A 17,914-nucleotide genomic window follows, 5' to 3' on the forward strand; every position below is an offset into this window, starting at 1 on the left:
GCCACGGCAAATAGGAAGGTCGCCGAGACCATGCCGTTCTCGGACACCACCGATTTCGCCGATGCCGACCGCGGTTTCATCGAGGCGCTGAAGCCGGGTGTCATCAAGGACGACAAGGGAAAGGTGGTGTGGGACAACGACTCCTACGGTTTCCTGCAGGGCGCCTGCCCGTCCTCGGCCAATCCGAGTCTGTGGCGGCAGTCCCAGCTCACCGTCAAACAGGGCCTGTACGAGGTGGCACCGGGCTTCTATCAGATCCGCGGTCTGGACCTGTCGAATATGACGATCATCGAGGGCGACAGGGGCATTGTCGTCATCGACCCGCTCATCTCCAATGAGACCGCCGCCGCCGGACTGGCGCTGTACCGCGCGCATCGCGGGAACCGGCCGGTCACCGGCCTGATCTACTCGCACGCGCATGTCGACCACTTCGGCGGTTCGCTGGGCGTCACCACCCGCGAGGATGTGGCGGCGGGCCGCTGTCCGGTGATCGCGCCCTCCGGTTTCCTCGAGCACGCGGTCTCGGAGAACATCTACGCGGGCACCGCCATGGCGCGTCGCGCCGCGTACATGTACGGCGCTGCCCTGCCGCGCGGGGAGAAGGGGCAGATCGGCGCGGGCCTGGGCCAGACCACCTCGGTCGGCACCACCAGCCTCATCGATCCGACCATCACCATCGACACCACCGGCCAGGAGCAGGTGATCGACGGTGTGCGCATGGTGTTCCAGATGACCCCGGGCACCGAGGCCCCGTCGGAGATGAACTTCTACTTCCCCGACCGCCGCATCCTGTGCATGGCCGAGAACGCCACGCACACCCTGCACAACATCCTGACCCTGCGCGGTGCGCTGGTGCGCGATCCGCACGTGTGGTCCAAGTACCTCACCGAATCCATCAATCTCTATGCGCGCCAGTCGGATATCGTCTTCTCCTCGCATCATTGGCCGATCTGGGGCACCGACAAGATCGTCGAATACCTGTCGACACAGCGCGATCTGTACGGCTACCTCAACGACCAGACCCTGCGCATGCTGAATCGGGGCATGGTCGGCAGTGAGATCGCCGAGGCCATGCAACTACCACCGAATATCCAGAAGGCCTGGTACACACACGGTTACTACGGTTCGGTCAGCCACAATGTGAAGGCCATCTACCAGCGGTACATGGGCTGGTTCGACGGCAATCCCGCACACCTGTGGGAGCATCCGCCGGTCGAGAACGCCAAACGGCACGTCGATGCCATGGGCGGTGCGACCGCGGCGATCAAGAAGGCCAGGAAAGCCTATGACGACGCCGACTACCGTTGGGCCGTACAGATTCTCAACTATGTGATCTTCGCCGACGCGAACAACAAGAAGGCGAAGGATTTGCAGGCCAGCGCTTTCGAGCAGCTCGGCTACGGCTCCGAGAATGCCACCTGGCGCAACTTCTACCTCTCCGGTGCGTACGAGCTGCGCAACGGCTCCTTCGGCACGCCGACCTCGGCGAACTCCAAGGGCTTGCTGGCCGCGCTCACCGTGGACCAGGCGTTCGACGCCATCGCACTGAATATCAACGGCCCCAAGGCGTGGGACATCCATGTGGTCACAGACTGGCGGTTCAGCGATCAGCAGGACAGGGTGCATCGGGCCGAGCTGCGCAATGGCGTGCTCGTGCACTACGACCGCCGGCCGAACGACGGCCTCGCAGCCCCCGACGCGACCATCACCCTCACCCGCGGCGGGTTCATCCAGAACATGATGGGCGGCGGCGATATGAAGGACGCCATTGCCAAGGGGGACATCACAATCGACGGCAATCCGGCCGCCCTGGTCCAGATCAAGGGCGTGATCGACAAGCCCGAACCGGGATTCGCCATCGTCACCCCGTAGCACCCTCGGACCTATTGCGTAACAGGCAAGTTCCACCCCGTGCCGGGTCACCGGGCAGGATCAGCAGGCAGGCAGTGAGCGCGCAGACCGGACCCAGCGAATTCGTTTTTCAGCAGCATCAGCGGTGGAGCAGGTCTTCGACGCGCTCTCCCTGCGGACAAGCGGGGTCCTGCCGCCGGTCGGCAGGCAGGGCCCCGCTCCCTGTCTGAAATCGGTTGAGTGCCATCGGAATTCAGCTGATCGGCCAGTGCCGTCGACGCCCTAGTTGGTCGAATGCCGACCCGTCAACGTGCCGGACGCCTGTCCCGTCCCCGCCGGGCGAGTCCCGGGCGAGGACGGACCTCGCTGGGGACCCTGCCGTACCGCCGCACTGAAGAGTAGATACTCCGAGGGCGGTACGCAGACCTCCCGATACGGCTGGCGCGGCGCCACCCGCCGCTGCGGCCCCGGAATCACCACCCCGTGCCTGCTCACGGCCCCCTTCGGCTCGGCCCCCGACTCCTGCGCGCGGACCCAGGTCCGCATGGCATCCGATGCCAGGCTGGGCAGGTACTCCACCGCCCGCTCCCATTCGAGACCCTCCACCTGCGTCGGGTCGCTGACCGCGGTGACGACGACGGCATAGGCCGTATTGATGTCCGTCATTGCGGATTCACCCCTGTTCATGGTTGCGGCGCTACGCGCGCGTTGCGCGGGGAATGTTCAGGATACTTTGAAAGATCTTGCACTACTGCGTGTTTCGCAGTACTCGCAGGTGGGTTGCGGGTGTGTAGGATAACCGGGCACCGCCGATCTGAAACACGACCGTCTCGAACGAAAGTGGGCAGGAGCATGGGCGATTCCTCGGTTACCGGCACCCTCACGGCCGACTCCGGCGAGGTGCTCCCCGCGCTGCCGCTGGACGCCTGGCGGCCCACCAAGGAGACACTGCACCGCTATATCCAGATCGTCGGCAAGGTCGCGCTCGCCAAGGGCATCCGCCGCAACCACTGGTGGCATATGACCTACCGGATCAATGCCCGCGGCTGGACCACCGTCGCCCTCGGCACCGCCACCGCCGGCCCGGTCTTCACCTGCGCCTTCGACTTCTTCGACCATGTCCTGCGCATCGGCACCGATCGCGGCATCCAGGAGGAGATCCCGCTGGGCAATCAATCGGTGGCCAGTTTCTACACCGAGACCATGCGCGCGCTGAGTGATCTGGGCGTCGAGGTCACCCTGCCCTTCCCGACCCCGTACGACCTGCCCGACAACGGCCGCCCGTTCGACGAGGACGAGGAGCACCACCACTACGACCCGGCCGCCGCCCTGCGCGCCTTCCGCGTCACCAGTCAGGTGGGCCGGGTGCTCGAGGAATTCAGCGCGAGCTATTCCGGCAAGATCAGCCCGGTGCAACTCTTCTGGCACACCTTCGATCTCGCGGTGCAGCGCTTCTCCGACCGCAAGATCGATATGGACACCAGCGTCAATGCCGTGACCCGCGAATCGTATTCGCGCGAGGAGATCAGCGCCGGCTTCTGGTTCGGCGACGACAATGTGCCCGAACCGACGTTCTACTCCTACACCGCCCCCGAACCCGAAGGGCTGACCGAACTTCCACTGCTCCCGGCGCAAGCCCGCTGGGTGCCCTCGGGTTCCGCGCACGCCGCCTACTACTCCTACGACGCGGCCCGCCGCAGCGGCGATCCGGTCGGCGCGGCCCTGGATTTCCTGCACTCCGCCTACGCCGCGGGCTCGCGTCTCGCTGGTTGGGACGCACCCGCTCTGGCCTGCCCCGGAGGCATCACCGACCCCGTGCTGGGCGGTCCCCCGAAAGGCTGGCCGGAATAACCGAGTGCCTCCCGTCGTATGTCCCGCATAGTGTGTTCATAGGGACCGAGGGAGGATCACCATGGGAAGACGCTTGGTGAGCGGGCCGCATCTGCCACAGAAGGAGCAGCATGCGTGACGAGAATATGGCGGTACGGACCACCGGACTGACCGCGTATCGCGAGACCGTTTTCACCGCCGGACCGAGTACCCGGGTACCGCTCATCGGTGCGCTCGTACTCGGCAGTCTGGTGCTCGTCTGGGCGGCCGAACGGTCCTCCCGGGAGGGCACCGACCACGGCTGGTTCCTCGCGGTCTCGGTCGCCGGGCTCTTCGTCGCCCGCGGCCTGCACCTGCGCCGCCCCATCACGCTGCCCCACCTCACCGCGGCCACCATCGTGCTCGTCGTGGCGAACTTCAGCTACCGGGCCGAGCACACCACCGCCGGTTTCTTCTTCCTCGCCGCCAGCGGACTGGTGCTGATGGCCCCGCAGGGCAGTAAGCCGCAGCCCGAACAGCTGACCCGGGTGGCCGAACTGGTGCGCCGCACACAATTGGATCCGGTCGCGCCGTTCGCCCTGCACTCGTCCAAGAGCTACTTCTTCAACGCCGACTCCTCGGCGGCCATCGCCTATCGCGCGCGACTGGGCATCGCCGTGGTCGCGGGCGATCCCATCGGGGACAAGCAGCGATTCGGCGAACTGGTCTCGGAGTTCTCCGAATTCACCAGTGCGCACGGCTGGCGCATCGCGGTGCTGGGCGCGAGCCCGGAGCTCACCCAGCTGTGGCAGCTGCGCGCCTTCGAGCATCGCGGCCTGCACCCGATTCCGATCGGGCGCGACGTGGTGGTCGAGGTGAATGACTTCGACCTGGTCGGACGGCGCTTTCGCAATCTCCGGCAGGCGGTCAGCCGCACCCGCAACTTCGGCGTCACCACCGAGGTGCTGCCCGAGGTCGCGCTCACCGAACCGCAGCGCGAGGATCTGCTCGGCATTGTCGACGAATGGGGGCACGGGCGGCAGACCCGCGGTTTCTCCATGATCCTGGACCACCTGCTCGACGGACGGCATCCGGGCATGCTGGTGGTGCTGGCCCGCGACGAGAGCGGGCAGGTCGTCGGATTCCAGCGCTACGGCGTTTCCGGCAACGGCCGCGAGCTGAGCCTGGATGTGCCGTGGCGGCGGCGCGACGCGCCCAATGGGCTCGACGAGCGCATGATCGTGGATCTGGTCGAGTACGCGCGGGCGCACGGCATCACCCGAATCTCGCTGGCGTTCGCGGCATTTCCCGAGTTGTTCGGCGACCAGGAGCGCAGTCGGCTCGGGCAGTTGGCGTATGTGGCTGTGCGGCTGGGTGATCCACTCATCCGGCTGGAATCACTGTACCGATTCCTGCGCAAGTTCAACTCGTTCTCCGATAAACGGTTCGTACTGATCCGCTGGCGCGAGGTGCTCATCGCCGCCGTCGCGCTGCTAACCCTCGAGTTCGTTCCGCACCGGCACGAGTACTGAGTTCTGTTGCCGCACCGTCGAGATCGGTGCGGCTCTACGGATCCTGCGGGCTCAGGCCAGGAAATCCACCAGCGCGGCGGCGAATTTCGGATGCGTGGTGGCGACCAGGTGATCGCCGGGCACCACGGCCAGGCTGCCATTCGGGAAGGCCGCCGCCAGCCGCTCGGGCTCGGCCGCGAACGGATCGGCATCGCCCGCCAGCACCAGCGTGGGCGCCTCGATATCGGCGACCGTCTTGATCGGCGCCTCGCTCAGCCCCCGCGCCACCGCGGCAATGGCCTCGCGATCGGCCCCGAGCACATCGGCCAGTATCCGAAACATCTTGGCCTGCTCCACGGTTCCGGACCCGTCGCCCCGCATGGCGGTGACGATGTCCTCTGCATTGATCACCCGCCAATCGATACCGCCGCAATCCACCACCCCCGAGCCGATTCCGCCCACCACGAGGCGGCGCACCCGCTCATCGGACTGCGCGACGAGAATCGAGATGATCCCGCCCATCGAATACCCCACCTGGACAACCTCATCCAGCCCCAGATGGTCGTACAGCGCCCGCACATCATCGGCCATGGCCCGCCACGAATACCGATCGGCGTCATGCGGCTTCTCCGATCGCCCATGCCCCCGCGCATCCAGCGAGATCACCCGATGCCCGCCCTGTTGCAGCGCCGCGACCACCCCCACACTCATCCAATTCGCATTGGTGTCGGCGACGATCCCATGCTGCAACACCACGGGCACCCCCGCGCCCTCCCACACCCGATAGTTGAGCTCCAATCCATCCCAACTGCTGAACTTCGCCACCCGCCCGATGCTAGTGCCGCACCCATTCACCCGCGCGGGATTCGTCGGCGTCGCACGGCGGCACGAGCGCGGAATGGGCGACCATCATGAGATCAGCCGCCGAAGGAGCCGGTCGGGATGTCCGGGACCATGTGCCAGGCGCCGCAGTTGTCGGCGCGGAAGGCTACGTCGGTGGGTTTGATGACTATGCGGACCGGATGGACCTTGGTGAAGTCGCTGGCGATCACGTAGTGGTTGGGGTCGTTGTAGTCGGTGGGGGTTTGGATGTGCCAGAGGCGACGCCAAAAGCAGCCGGTGGACTCGTCGGGGGTGCCGTCGGAGACGTAGGTGCCGGGTTTGATGTCGACGTTCACCAGGTAGAGGCCGTCGCCGGGGATTTCGCTCGCCGGATCGGCGGTAGCGGTGGCCGCGGCGGTGGTCAGCAGTGCGGAAGACAGCGCTCCCGCGATCAAAAGCGCGCCTGCACGCACAGTATTCCTCCCATGAATGCTCATTGACCGCGCGGCCTCGCAACCGGCGCGGTATGGGATCCCCGAATCTCCCGGAGCACGGTTTATCAGAGATCAAGTGTCCAATTTGGACGTTCCGTGTAATTGATTGCGCACAAACCGGTTTCGATTCGGAAATCACAGCCCAAAACCGTTAACACCGAAATAGGCGGTAATCACCGATTCACTTCTCGGTGTCGCTCGCGATATTCAAGACATGAGACGACTTCACCCCCTCCCGGACGGACGTCCCCCCGGCCCGTCCACCTGTGCCACCGAGTGCGCCCGGCTCTGTACCGATTCCGGACTCTCCGCCGTCCTCGCCGCGGACAAGGCCCTGCTGCACTGGCGTGCCATGCGCCGGCTCGGCGATACCGGCCTCGCCGAACACGCCGTCCAGGAGACGCTGCTGCGCGCCTGGAAAGCCTGCGCCAGCTACGACCCGAGCCGGGGGAGTGTGCGCACCTGGCTGCTCACCATCGAGCGCAATATCCTCACCGATATCGCCCGGGTGCGCGCCGCCCGCCCCGGTGACGCGCACTGGGACGAGATCGGCGATGTCGCCGAGGGACAGTGCGCCGGTCCGGATTTCACCGACGGGCTCGCCGACGGCCTACTGGTCGCCGAACTCCTGGCACACCTGCCCGGACCACAGCGCGATGCCGTCGTCCAGGTCATCCTGCGCGATCGCGCCTATCAGGATGTCGCCGCCGACCTGGGCATTCCGGTCGGCACCGTGAAGACCCGCGTGCACTACGCCCTGCGCTCGCTGCGGCGACTGCCCCTCAGCGCCTGAGACCGGAGAACAGCCATGAAACGGGCGGGCCCCCTCCTCACCCTCGCTGCCGCCGCCGCACTCGGCCTCGGCCTGCTGATCACCGATATCGCCACCGACCCCACCGACGAACCGGCCGCGCCCGGCACCACGACCAGCAGTTCCATTGCGGCACAACCCCCCTCCGGCGCGCCACAACCCTCCGCCGCGGGAGGCCGGTCGTCGAGTGCCGCTCCCGGCTCCACCACCCCGAACCCCTCCGATTCGGCGGCGACCTTCCCGGCCCAGGCCGATTACGTCGCGGTGATTCCCGCCCGGCCCCGCACCATCACCCTCTCCATCACCGTCACCGGAAAACAGGCCGTCGCCTACGCCTGCGACGGCGCCGCGGTCGAGTCCTGGCTGCGCGGTGCGGCCGACGCCGGGCGAATGGCCTTGACCGGCAAGGACTCCGAGCTACAGGCCGGCCTGACGGGTGATTCCCTCACCGGCACACTGACTCTCGACAAGCGCGTCCTGGACTTCACCGCGGCGCCGGTGCGGGCACCGGCGGGTATCTATCGGGCGCAATCGGCCAATGGCCGCGACAGCTGGATCGTCCGCCCGGACGGCAGCGTCACCGGCGTGCGCCGCCAGCCGAACGGAACCACCGTTCCCGCACCGGATCTCGTACCCGACGCACGAAAGGTGCACGGCGATGACACCGACTTCTGATCCCCGCGACGCCCGGGACCCCCGCCGTATTCCGGATCGGCGGGCCGTCACGGATGCCCGCCGTGACTCGGATCCGCAAGGGTCCGTGCCGACGGTCGTGCGGGGTGCGGTCCCACCGGCGTCCACCGCGGCCCCCGCGTCCGCCTCGCCCCAGCGCACCGCGCTGACCCTCGCGCTGATCGTGCTGGCGGGCGCCGCGGTCTCGGTACTGCTCGGCGTCTACGGCTCCACCCATCCCGCGCGCGGCTACGCCGTGAGCCTGGCCGGATTCTCCAGTCCGGGTGCGGTCAAGGCGTGGCTGGCGACCGCGGTGGTACTGCTCGCGGTCGGGCAGGACATCAGCGCCATGGCCATGTACGGCGTACTGCCCAGGGTGAAACCGGGGCAGTGGGCCGCGCGCTGGCATGTCTGGTCCGGTCGCCTCGCGGTGTTGGTGAGCATCCCGGTGGCCGTGCACTGCCTGTACGCCTTCGGTTTCGAGGCCACCGACCGTCGGGTCCTGCTGCATTCGCTGTTCGGCTGCGCGGTCTACGGCATCTTCGTCGCGAAGATGCTGCTCTTGACTCGAAAAGGGTTGCCCCGCTGGGTAATTCCTGTCGTGGGCGGGATGCTGTTCACCGGTTTCGTCGCGCTCTGGTTCACCTCGGCGGTCTGGTTCTTCCGGACCCGGGGGTTTGCCTCCTGATTCCCGGACCGCCCGCGAGTGAACCGGCGGCACCGTCCACAACGTCCACAAGGTGTGGCCGCCAGCCCGCGTCCACCCCCGACTTCAGGAGTAACCATGACCGAACAGATTTCGACCCCCGGTGCGTTCCGGATGGACCGCCGTACCGCGCTCGCCGCCACCGGAGTGGCGGCCACCGCCCTGAGCGCCGTCGCGTGCAGTAGCTACGGCAATACCGAGAAGGCCGCGGCCTCCACCAATGACGTCCGGGTGCGCAAGCAGGACGGCGGCACCGAACTCGCCAAAACCTCGGAGGTGCCGGTCGGCGGCGGAGTCATCAAGGGCGACACCGTGATCACCCAGGCCACCGCGGGAGCCTTCGCCGGATTCTCCTCCACCTGTACCCATCTGGGCTGCAAGGTGAGCGAGGTCAGCGACGGACTCATCAAATGCCCCTGTCACGGCAGCAAATTCAATCTCGACGGCACGGTCGCGGGCGGCCCCGCACCCCGTCCGCTGGATGCCCGCGCGGTACGCGTCGACGGCGATTCTGTCGTGTCGGGCTAAATATTCGCTGGAATAGCCCCTTATGCGGCGAGATCAAGCGTCCAATTTCCCTGACCACCGGTAACAGTTCAATCACGAACCGCCTCGGACGTTGCCAGAGGGTAACTGATGTTGCAAAAGTAAACAGCTGGGTTTGGTGTTACTAGTGGGAAGGGAGGGGCGCCTCGATCCCGGGAGCGCCGCCGCTTATGAAGCCGAGCATGGTCAAGGCCGGTATCTTCACCGCCGTCACGGCCGCGGCATTCTCGACAGTGGCCGGGCTCATCCCGGCTACCGCCCTAGCTTCGCCCGAATTGCCCCAACTGCCACAAAGGCTCGCCGGGAAGACGATCTTCCTCGACCCCGGCCACCAGGGGCCCAATCACAGTCAGGACGTCGCCAAACAGGTCGACGACGGCCGCGGCGGCACCAAGGCATGCCAGACCACCGGCATGACCAGCCTGCACGGCGTTCCTGAACACACCATCAACTGGGATGTGTCGCAATTGGTGCGCACCTCCCTCGAGGGTCTCGGCGCGCGCGTCGTGATGAGCCGCCCCGATGACACCGGCTGGGGCGGCTGCGTCGACGAACGCGCCCGCGCCGCCAACCAATCCGGTGCCGACATCGCCGTCAGCATCCACGCCGACAGCGCGCCCGCCGACGCGCGCGGCTTCCACCTCATCGTGCCCCAGCTGCCGATTCCGGACGCCAAAGCCAATGAGGTGCAATCCGTCGCGGGCCTGGCCGCCAGCAAGGCCATGCGGGACGCCTACATTCAGGCCGGATTCCCGGCCGCCGCGTACAACGGGGCGGTCGAAGGACTTCAGCCGCGCGCCGATATCGCCGGACCCGCGCTGACGCAGGTCCCCGATGTCTTCCTCGAAATGGGCAATGGAGCCAATGCCGAGGACGCAGCGCTGCTGGAGACGCGGGAGGGTCAACTCCGGCACGCGGTCACCATCACCACGGGCGTGGTCTCGTACCTGCTCGGAGTGGCGGTGCCGCCGAGCAATGCCGCCGAGCAGGCGGGCGGACCGGCCATCGCACCGCCGGTGCAACCCGCACAGTTCCAGGCGCCCCCCGCCGGGACCGAACCGCAGACCGAGCCGGGCGGGACAACCGCTCAGCCGCAAGCGGTTCCGCAGGGCGGACCGGGTCAGACCGCACCGCAGGGTGGCGCGCAGTCCCAGGGCGCGATGCCGGGTGGTGTCCCCGAACCACAGGCCGGTGGCCCCGCGGTCGGCCCGCAACCCGGTGCGCCCGCCGATCAGGTGGCTCCGCAGGGTGCCGCACCCGCACCGCAGCAGGCGGTTCCGGGCGCAACGGTTCCGGGCGCGACCGTGCCGGGAGCGCCGGGGTCGCAGACGCTGCCGCAGAACGGTGGCGCGGCGGTAGACCCCAAGACCCAGGGCGGCGTCCAGGCCGATCCGAAGGCCCCGCCCGCGCCGCCCGCGCCGTCCGATCAGCCCGGCGCGGACTTCAAGCCGGAGTTGCTGATTCCGCAATTGAGTGATCTGCTGCGTCCGCAGGTGGCGCAGCCGGGGCAGGCCAAGCCGGGTACGCCCCCCGCCCCCGAGGTGCCGCAGCCGGTGGCGCCCCCGGTGGTCCAGCCCGGTAAGACCCAGCCCGCCTCGGACAGCCGGGTGCTGCCCGCGACGATTCCGGGTGCGAGCGAGCTGCCCGGTGGGATTCGTCCCATCGCGGCTCCGGTCGCGCCGAAGTCACCGCCGGTGGCCGCACCGCAACTTCCCGGTGCGGGAACGCAATCCAATCCGGGAATCCGGACCAGCCCGGGGACACTGCCGAATCCGGGTACACAGGCTCCCTCGACCACCGACAAGAGCTCCAAGACCGGTGAGGTCCTGGATATCGAGTCGATGAGCACCCTGGTGCAGTCGGCCGTCAAGATGATGGGCCCGCTGGCCAAGATGCTCATGGGTCAGAACGGGGTGGCCTCGGACCTGGTGAACCTGGCGTACAGCCTGGTGTCGGTGCTGAGCTCGACCATCTTGACCGCACCGGCGAAGTAATCGTTAGCGACAAGCGCCCCCGCCCCGAATCATTCGGAGCGGGGGCACTTCTCGTCGTCCGGGCGATTTCCGTCCCGACCGGTACCCACTGTCCTGAATGTCGAAAATGCCCAAGCCGAGCAAACTTTCCGACACCTAGCGCTCCTTCGGGCGTGTCTGGACACCGCCCCTGGCAGGCGCGGTCGCACTCATGGACAGGTGGAGTGGCGGACAACCTCGTGTCCGGTGGTTGGCAAGCATTCGGCGCAGGAGTTGCATGAATCCCGGGTCGGGTCAGGACGGCTGAGAAACGACTCGTCGATCGAGGGTGATGTGATGGCGTTCGGTGTGGGCTTGAGTATCGGCACGGTCAATACGGTGTGCGTGACAGCCGCCGATCGCTCGGCTCGCCGGGGCAGCCCGCCCTTCGCCGCGCGTAAGGGTTCGCCGCCGACCACCTGGCGCACCACCCTCACCTTCGACAGTTCCGGTACCGCCCGGGTCGGCCGCATTCCGCGGCACGGCCGGGTGATCACCGAATTCGCCGATCTGACCCAGCGTGGGGCCCCGGTCGCACGGGTCGGTCACCGGGCGCTCTCGGCCGCGGATCTCGTTGCCACCGTGGCCGACAGCGTGCTCGAGGAGGTGCTGGGGAAGGCTCCGGCCGGGCAGAACGGTAAGGGGGACACCGGAATCACGGTGACCCACCCGGCCGGGTACTCCGCGAGTCTGGTGGCCGACCTGCGCACCGCACTGGACGGGATCGGGCTCGCCGATGTCGAACTGCTGCCCGAACCGGTGGCCGCGGCGGCCTGGCTGGCGGCCCAGCGCGGGCCGCTCATGCCGGGGCTGGCGCTGGTCTACGACCTCGGTGGTTCCGGACTGGATGTGACGCTGGTGCGGGTGGGCGCGGGCGCGCCGAGCAATCCCATCGTCGGATTGCCCTTGCACTCCGCGGATTTCGGCGGCCGGGCGTTCGGTGGTCTGGTCGCGGGGCGCTTGCGGCGCTCACCGGACGCGCCCGTGGTCTCGCGGGTGTTCTCCGATACCGATACCGGTGAGCTGCGCACCGAACATATTCGGGCTTCGCTGAAGCTGGTCTACAAATGTCTGCGCATCGCCGATGTCACCATGGCCGATGTGGATCGGGTGCTGGTGGTCGGCGGGGCCGCGCGCCCGCCCGAGGTCGCCGAGGTGCTGGCGAAACAGCTGGCTCGCCCGGTGACGGTGGCTTCCGATCCGGAGCGCACCATTGCCGACGGGGCCGCCATCTCGGCCAGGCAGTCCGTGCTGGCGCAGGATTCCGGGGGCCATCGGCATCATGTGCTAGCTGATCTCTTCCGGCGTGTCACCCGGGTCGCGGCCCTGTAAATACGCCGGTTACCGGCGGGTTTGCCTTCGATTCATGGTTCGGTCGGGGTCGACGCGTGCAAGCATCTTGCTAGCGCGTGTTGACGGTGCTCCAGTTTGGTGTAACCATGGGATACACATACATCACCGACTGGAGAGGTGACGATGATGTCCCCGACCACTACCCATGTCGACGACCCGGTTGTCGCCGAGGCCATCGAGTACGCGCACAAGCTGCTGCTGCTCTCCGAGGGCTCGGTCAACCGCAGCTTCGATCCGTTCGAGGACATCGACTGGGAGAACCCGGACTTCGACGCCAACACCAAGCCCGAGCGCTGGATTCTGCCCGCGTCCGCGGACCCGATCGGTCGGCACCCCTGGTACCTCGCACTCAGCGACGAGCAGAAGATCGCCGTCGGCAAGTACCGGCAGGCCAATGTCGCCAAGGTCGGCCTGCAGTTCGAGTCGATCCTGATCAGCGGCATGGTGAACCACACCTTCGGTCTCGCCAATGGTGATCCGGAGTTCCGGTACTGCACCCATGAGATGTCCGAAGAGCTGAACCACACCCAGATGTTCCAGGAGATGGTGAATCGCATCGGCCTGGACGTGCCCGGTATGGGTCCGTGGGTGCGGCAGTTCCGGCAGATCGCGGTTCCGGTCGCGGTGCTCTTCCCGAACCTGTTCTTCATGGCCGTGCTCGCCGGCGAGGAGCCGATCGACCATATCCAGAAGCAGATTCTGCGCTCGGGCGAGGAAGTGCACCCGATCATGCGCGGTGTCATGGCGATTCACGTCGCCGAGGAGGCGCGGCACATCTCGTTCGCGCACGAATTCCTCAAGCGCCATGTGCCGGAATCGAATCAGGCCAGCAAGCTGGTGCTCTCGATCGCCATGCCGATCGTCATGTTCATTCTGGGCCGGTCCATCGTGACCCCGCCCAAGGCGTTCTTCGACGAGTTCGACGTGCCGGACAAGGTGCGCAAGGAGCTGTTCTACGGCTCCAAGGATTCCAAGCAGGCGTTCAGCGACTACTTCGTCGATGTGCGCGCGCTGGCCCAGGAGATCGGGCTGATGAACCCGATTTCCAAGCGCGTCTGGAAGCTGTTCGGTATCGCAGGGAATGCCTCCCGCTATCGTTCGGAGCCGATCCGCTCCGGCAAGAACGCCTGAGACAAGGGACGTACAGTGCCGTACGTAGTCACCCAATCCTGTTGCAGTGACGCCTCTTGCGTCTACGCCTGCCCGGTCAACTGCATCCATCCCACGCCCGATGAGCCGGATTTCCGGACCGCGGAGATGCTGTACGTGGACCCGCAGGCGTGCGTGGACTGCGGCGCCTGCGCGACCGCGTGCCCGGTGGACGCGATCGTCTCGACCAAGAAGCTGACCGATGAGCAGCTGCCCTTCATCGAGATCAATGCCGACTTCTACCGGACCGAGCGGCCGCGGCCGTTGCTGGCGAAACCGATTCCGGCGGCGGAGGTCAAGCCCGGGCGGGAACCGCTGCGGGTGGCGATCGTCGGCTCGGGTCCCTCGGCCATGTACGCGGCCGATGAACTGCTGACCCAGTCCGGGGTGTCGGTGACGGTCTTCGATCGGCTGGCCACGCCGTACGGGCTGGCGCGGTTCGGCGTCGCGCCGGACCACACCAAGACGCGGCAGGTCGGCGAGCTCTTCGATGTGATCTCCGCGCAGGACGGCTTCGGGTCGTACCTGAATGTGAATGCCGGGGAACACATTTCGCATGAGGAGCTGCTGGCGCATCATCACGCGGTGATCTACGCGGTGGGCGCCTCCAGCGATCGCAAGCTCGGCATCGCGGGGGAGGGGCTGCCCGGCAGCGTCTCGGCGACCGAGTTCGTGGCCTGGTACAACGGGCATCCCGATCATGCCGGTCGATACTTCGATCTGTCGCAGCGGCGGGCCGTCATCGTCGGCAATGGCAATGTGGCGCTGGATGTTGCGCGGATTCTGACCACCGATCCGGAGCTGCTGGCCGGTACGGATATCGCACCGCGCGCCTTGACGGCCTTGCGGCGCAGCAAGATCGAGGAAGTGGTCGTGCTGGGTCGTCGCGGTCCCGCCGAATCCGCCTTCACCGTGCCGGAATTCGTGGGGCTGCTCGGGGCCGATGTCGACATCGTGGTCGAGGGCGAGATTCCCGCGACCGATGCGAGCATGCCGTGGCAGGTCGAGCAGAAGCTGAAGCTGCTGCGCGGGCTGGCCGATCGGCCGGTGGGCGGGCGCAAGCGGATCGTCTTCCGGTATCTTTCCGCGCCAACGGCTTTCGAGGGTGTGGACCGGGTCACCGGGGTCGCTGTGGTGCGCAATGAGCTCATTACCGGGGCCGACGGGGTGGTGCGGGCGCAGGCCACCTCGGATACCGAGGTGCTGGCGACCGGGCTGGTGCTCACCTCCGTCGGATATCGCGGAGTTCCGTTGGCGGGGTTGCCGTTCGACGAGCGCGGGGGTGTGATTCCGAATCTCGACGGGCGGGTGCTGGAGAGCGCCGGCGGGTCGGTGGTGCCGGGGTCCTATGTGACCGGCTGGATCAAGCGTGGGCCGACCGGGTTCATCGGGACCAACAAGTCCTGTGCGCAGGAGACGGTGCGGCAGTTGGTGGATGACTTCAATGCGGGGCGGCTGGTGGAACCGGCGCATGGCGCGGGGGAATTCGACCGACTGGTCGGTGCGCGTCAACCGAATGCCATTCGCGGCGGTGCGGTGAATCGTCCGGTGCGGCGTCGCCTGCCGCTGCTGGTGCGCAGTCGTTAGTTCGTCGTACTTCAGACCGCCTCGGATGCTCTGTCATCTGAGGCGGTCTGTTTTGTGTACGGATTGTGTTGTGTGAGTTGTAATGCTGTGTTTGCCCGGGGCGACATGGTTGGTAGTAAAGAAGAATTGACTTCGAATCGCGGTCGGTCAGCCTGCGCGAGTGGGGAACTCGGGCACAGCAACCGACCAGTGATCGGCAATTCGCGCGTACAAACTGACGCTGCGGTTTTCTTTTTCGGACACTGGTTGCCTACCGGTTGGTATGAATTACTCGTTCGCTGACTTGTAGCCACAGCGCACCTGTCACCGAACTCGCTTGGCGTCCAGTTCGATTCGATCTTGAAGCCCCACCTGGCTGACCAGTAGATTCGCCAACTTCGCTACTGGACGCGAAATCTTTTCTCTGGATTCGATATTCACATCCGGCATGCGCCAGCTAACCTGAACCCGCTGTTTGGAAAACGACCGCGTCCACATGGTTGGTACGCCTGTGAGGCCGTGGTCACGGTGCGTTGACGGGATAGCAAATGACTGTTGGCTTTGGCATGAGCATCGGCACAGTGAACTCCGTATGGTCGACCGCGGCCGGTGAACGGACCCGGCCCGCCGTGCGAGTGCGCCGGACCGCTGTCACCTTCGACAGTGCGGGCGGACCACGCATCGGCGGTATTCCCCGTTTCGCCCCGGTGGTCACCGATTTCGCGGATCTCACCACCGATCCGGACCCGGTCGTCATCAACGGGCGCATCTGGTCGCCCGCCGATCTGGTGGCCGCGGTGGTCAATGGACTCATCGAGGCCAACGCGCCGGAGGCACCGGCCGTCACCACCTATCCGGCCAACTACACCGAAAAGCATGTGACCCGGCTGCGGCGCGCGCTGGACTGGTCCGGGGCCTCCGATGTCGCGCTCATGCCGGAGCCGGTCGCGGCCGTGGAGTGGCTGGACGCGGAGTACGGAATCTCCAGTGCCGGAATAACTCTGGTCTACGACCTAGGTGGCAACTGCCTGGATGTGGCGGTGGTGCGCACCGAGGCCGATCGCGAGGAGCGCGGCATTCTCGGGGTGGCCGAACGCTCCACCGAATACGGCGGGCGACCGCTCGGCGCGCTGCTGGCCCGGTACGCGCGCAGTATCGCGCCGGGGGAGCATCAGCCGGTCTCGGCCGTGGTGCCCGCCGCGGATACGAATCGCCTGCGCAGCTGGCATATTCGCAATTCGCTACGGGTGGTCCGGTCGTGCGTGCACAACACCGGACTCACCATGGACGATATCGACCGGGTGCTGTTGATCGGCGGCGCGGCGCGGCCCATCGAGGTGGCGCGGGTGCTCGCCGATCTCGGGCGGCCGGTCATCATGGCGCCGGATCCGGCGCATACCGTGGCGGTGGGGGCGGCGCTGGCCGCGTTCCGCTCCGCCGACACCGGCTCGGCCATCGGGCGCTACGCCCCGCGCGCGGCCGTATTCTCCGGTGCGGCAGTGGCTTCGGCGCTGGCCATGTCCGCGGCCACCGTGCTCGGCGGGACCGTGGCGGGGACCACCGGATTGCAGGCCGCGCCCGCGCCCTCGGACTCCGGGACGATCGGGGCGGGCGATGTGCTGCTGCTGGAGGACACCAGCGGGGTGCCCGGGGCGACTGGGCGCGTGCACGTGGTGACCACGGCGGCGGCCGTCAGCAGCTACGGTCCGATGGCGCCGACGGTCACCCCGTCCTGGTCCGGCGGTCGGCCGGTCGACACCCGGGCCGGTACGCACTGCGAAACCCGCAGTGTCACAAACTCTCTCACCTATGCCAATCCGGCTCAGTTCGTCAATCCGCTGCCGTTCCTCACCGCGCAGGCGTTCGGCGCACCGCAATACCTCGGCCGGGTGCCCTCGGTGAGCCTGCCGCGCACACTGCCCGGTGCGCCCAATCCCGGTGCTCCCAATCCCGGTACGACGTCACCGGGGTCGCCCGCGACGCCGGGGTCGGCCACCGGTGATCCCGCGGGCAGCACCACTGGCGGTACGCCCGCGAATGGGACCGCGCCCGGCGGGACCGCGCCCGGCGGAACTGCCTCCGGCGGAACGACTTCCGGCGGCACCGCCGGTGGTGAGACCGCACCGGGTGGCTCGACCACCGGTCCCGGTGGCGGGACGACACCGGGCGGCAGTACCGGCGGCGAAACCGGGGGCGGCGGAACGACCCCCGGAGGCGGCACCTCGACCGGCGGCGGAACCTCGGGTGGCGGAACGACTTCCGGGCCGGGAGGTACCACCGGCGGGGGAACCGGCGCGGGAGCCGGTGGAGGCACCGGAGCCGGTGACGGCGGAACCGGCGGGGGTGGCGCGAGCGGTGGCGGTGGAACATCCACCGGTGGCGGTACGTCGGCCGGTGGCGGTACGTCCGCTGGTGGTGGCGGTACCTCCTCTGGTGGCGGTGGAACTTCTGCCGGTGGCGGTGGAACCTCGGGTGGCGGAACGACTTCCGGTGCCGGTGGCACCGGCGGTGGCACCTCGGCCGGTGGCGGTGGAACCGCCGGTGGTGGTGGGACCTCGGCCGGTGGCACCGGCGGTGGCGCGGGCGGTGGCACCTCGGCCGCTGGCGGAGCC

General features: G+C 67.4%; 15 protein-coding genes. 12 read left to right on the top strand and 3 right to left on the bottom strand.

Annotated elements, in window-relative coordinates; genetic code table 11:
• The first annotated feature begins 30 nt into the window (after positions 1–30).
• Positions 31–1,872 (top strand): alkyl/aryl-sulfatase, encoded by a 1,842-nt coding sequence (locus tag NA10_RS29620; RefSeq protein WP_245678006.1) that lies wholly within the window; start codon positions 31–33, stop codon positions 1,870–1,872.
• Between the two features lie 261 nt (positions 1,873–2,133).
• Here NA10_RS29620 and NA10_RS29625 read toward each other — a convergent pair whose 3' ends face one another.
• On the bottom strand, positions 2,134–2,517 hold the full coding sequence (locus NA10_RS29625; RefSeq protein WP_067573822.1) for a hypothetical protein: 384 nt from the start codon (positions 2,515–2,517) through the stop codon (positions 2,134–2,136).
• Positions 2,518–2,703: 186 nt separating this feature from the next.
• Between NA10_RS29625 and NA10_RS29630 the strand changes: the two genes are divergently transcribed.
• Both NA10_RS29630 and NA10_RS29635 read left to right on the top strand, forming a co-directional pair.
• Positions 2,704–3,702, top strand: coding sequence for a DUF5996 family protein (locus tag NA10_RS29630; protein WP_067573824.1), 999 nt, complete (start codon positions 2,704–2,706; stop codon positions 3,700–3,702).
• A 110-nt stretch (positions 3,703–3,812) separates the two neighbouring features.
• The gene (locus tag NA10_RS29635) at positions 3,813–5,192 is read left to right on the top strand and encodes a bifunctional lysylphosphatidylglycerol flippase/synthetase MprF (RefSeq protein WP_084515437.1); all 1,380 of its coding nucleotides are present in this window, start codon (positions 3,813–3,815) and stop codon (positions 5,190–5,192) included.
• 51 nt (positions 5,193–5,243) lie between these two features.
• On the opposite strand, the gene NA10_RS29640 is transcribed toward NA10_RS29635, so the two are convergent.
• Both NA10_RS29640 and NA10_RS29645 read right to left on the bottom strand, forming a co-directional pair.
• Positions 5,244–5,996 (bottom strand): alpha/beta fold hydrolase, encoded by a 753-nt coding sequence (locus NA10_RS29640; RefSeq protein WP_067573826.1) that lies wholly within the window; start codon positions 5,994–5,996, stop codon positions 5,244–5,246.
• Between the two features lie 92 nt (positions 5,997–6,088).
• Positions 6,089–6,466: an Rv1352/Rv1906c domain-containing protein gene (locus tag NA10_RS29645; protein WP_245678002.1), complete on the bottom strand. Its 378-nt coding sequence runs from the start codon at positions 6,464–6,466 to the stop codon at positions 6,089–6,091.
• Between the two features lie 235 nt (positions 6,467–6,701).
• On the opposite strand from NA10_RS29645, the gene NA10_RS29650 reads away from it, so the two are divergent.
• From NA10_RS29650 to NA10_RS29690, 9 genes are all read left to right on the top strand, one after another.
• Complete coding sequence (locus tag NA10_RS29650) at positions 6,702–7,280, top strand: sigma-70 family RNA polymerase sigma factor (protein WP_084515438.1); 579 nt, start codon at positions 6,702–6,704, stop codon at positions 7,278–7,280.
• 15 nt (positions 7,281–7,295) lie between these two features.
• Positions 7,296–7,973, top strand: a complete 678-nt coding sequence (locus NA10_RS29655; protein ID WP_067573829.1) for a hypothetical protein — start codon at positions 7,296–7,298, stop codon at positions 7,971–7,973.
• Positions 7,957–8,658: a DUF6529 family protein gene (locus NA10_RS29660; protein WP_307188421.1), complete on the top strand. Its 702-nt coding sequence runs from the start codon at positions 7,957–7,959 to the stop codon at positions 8,656–8,658. Before NA10_RS29655 ends, NA10_RS29660 begins: the two co-directional genes overlap by 17 nt.
• Before the next feature lie 96 nt (positions 8,659–8,754).
• A complete protein-coding gene (locus tag NA10_RS29665) occupies positions 8,755–9,204 on the top strand; it encodes a QcrA and Rieske domain-containing protein (RefSeq protein WP_157556818.1) in 450 nt (149 codons plus the stop codon).
• Between the two features lie 188 nt (positions 9,205–9,392).
• Positions 9,393–11,216 (top strand): N-acetylmuramoyl-L-alanine amidase, encoded by a 1,824-nt coding sequence (locus NA10_RS39640; protein WP_067573830.1) that lies wholly within the window; start codon positions 9,393–9,395, stop codon positions 11,214–11,216.
• 315 nt (positions 11,217–11,531) lie between these two features.
• Entirely contained in the window at positions 11,532–12,566 is a 1,035-nt protein-coding gene (locus NA10_RS29675) for an Hsp70 family protein (protein WP_067573831.1), read from the top strand.
• Positions 12,567–12,710: 144 nt separating this feature from the next.
• A complete protein-coding gene (locus tag NA10_RS29680) occupies positions 12,711–13,718 on the top strand; it encodes an AurF N-oxygenase family protein (protein WP_084515440.1) in 1,008 nt (335 codons plus the stop codon).
• A gap of 15 nt (positions 13,719–13,733) precedes the next feature.
• On the top strand, positions 13,734–15,323 hold the full coding sequence (locus NA10_RS29685) for an FAD-dependent oxidoreductase (RefSeq protein ID WP_067573834.1): 1,590 nt from the start codon (positions 13,734–13,736) through the stop codon (positions 15,321–15,323).
• Positions 15,324–15,850: 527 nt separating this feature from the next.
• Positions 15,851–17,914 (top strand): Hsp70 family protein (locus NA10_RS29690; protein WP_157556819.1); only part of this gene is annotated, 2,064 nt, incomplete at its 3' end.

The organism is Nocardia acidivorans NBRC 108247 (assembly GCF_001625085.1).
GTDB classification, from domain to species: domain Bacteria; phylum Actinomycetota; class Actinomycetes; order Mycobacteriales; family Mycobacteriaceae; genus Nocardia; species Nocardia acidivorans.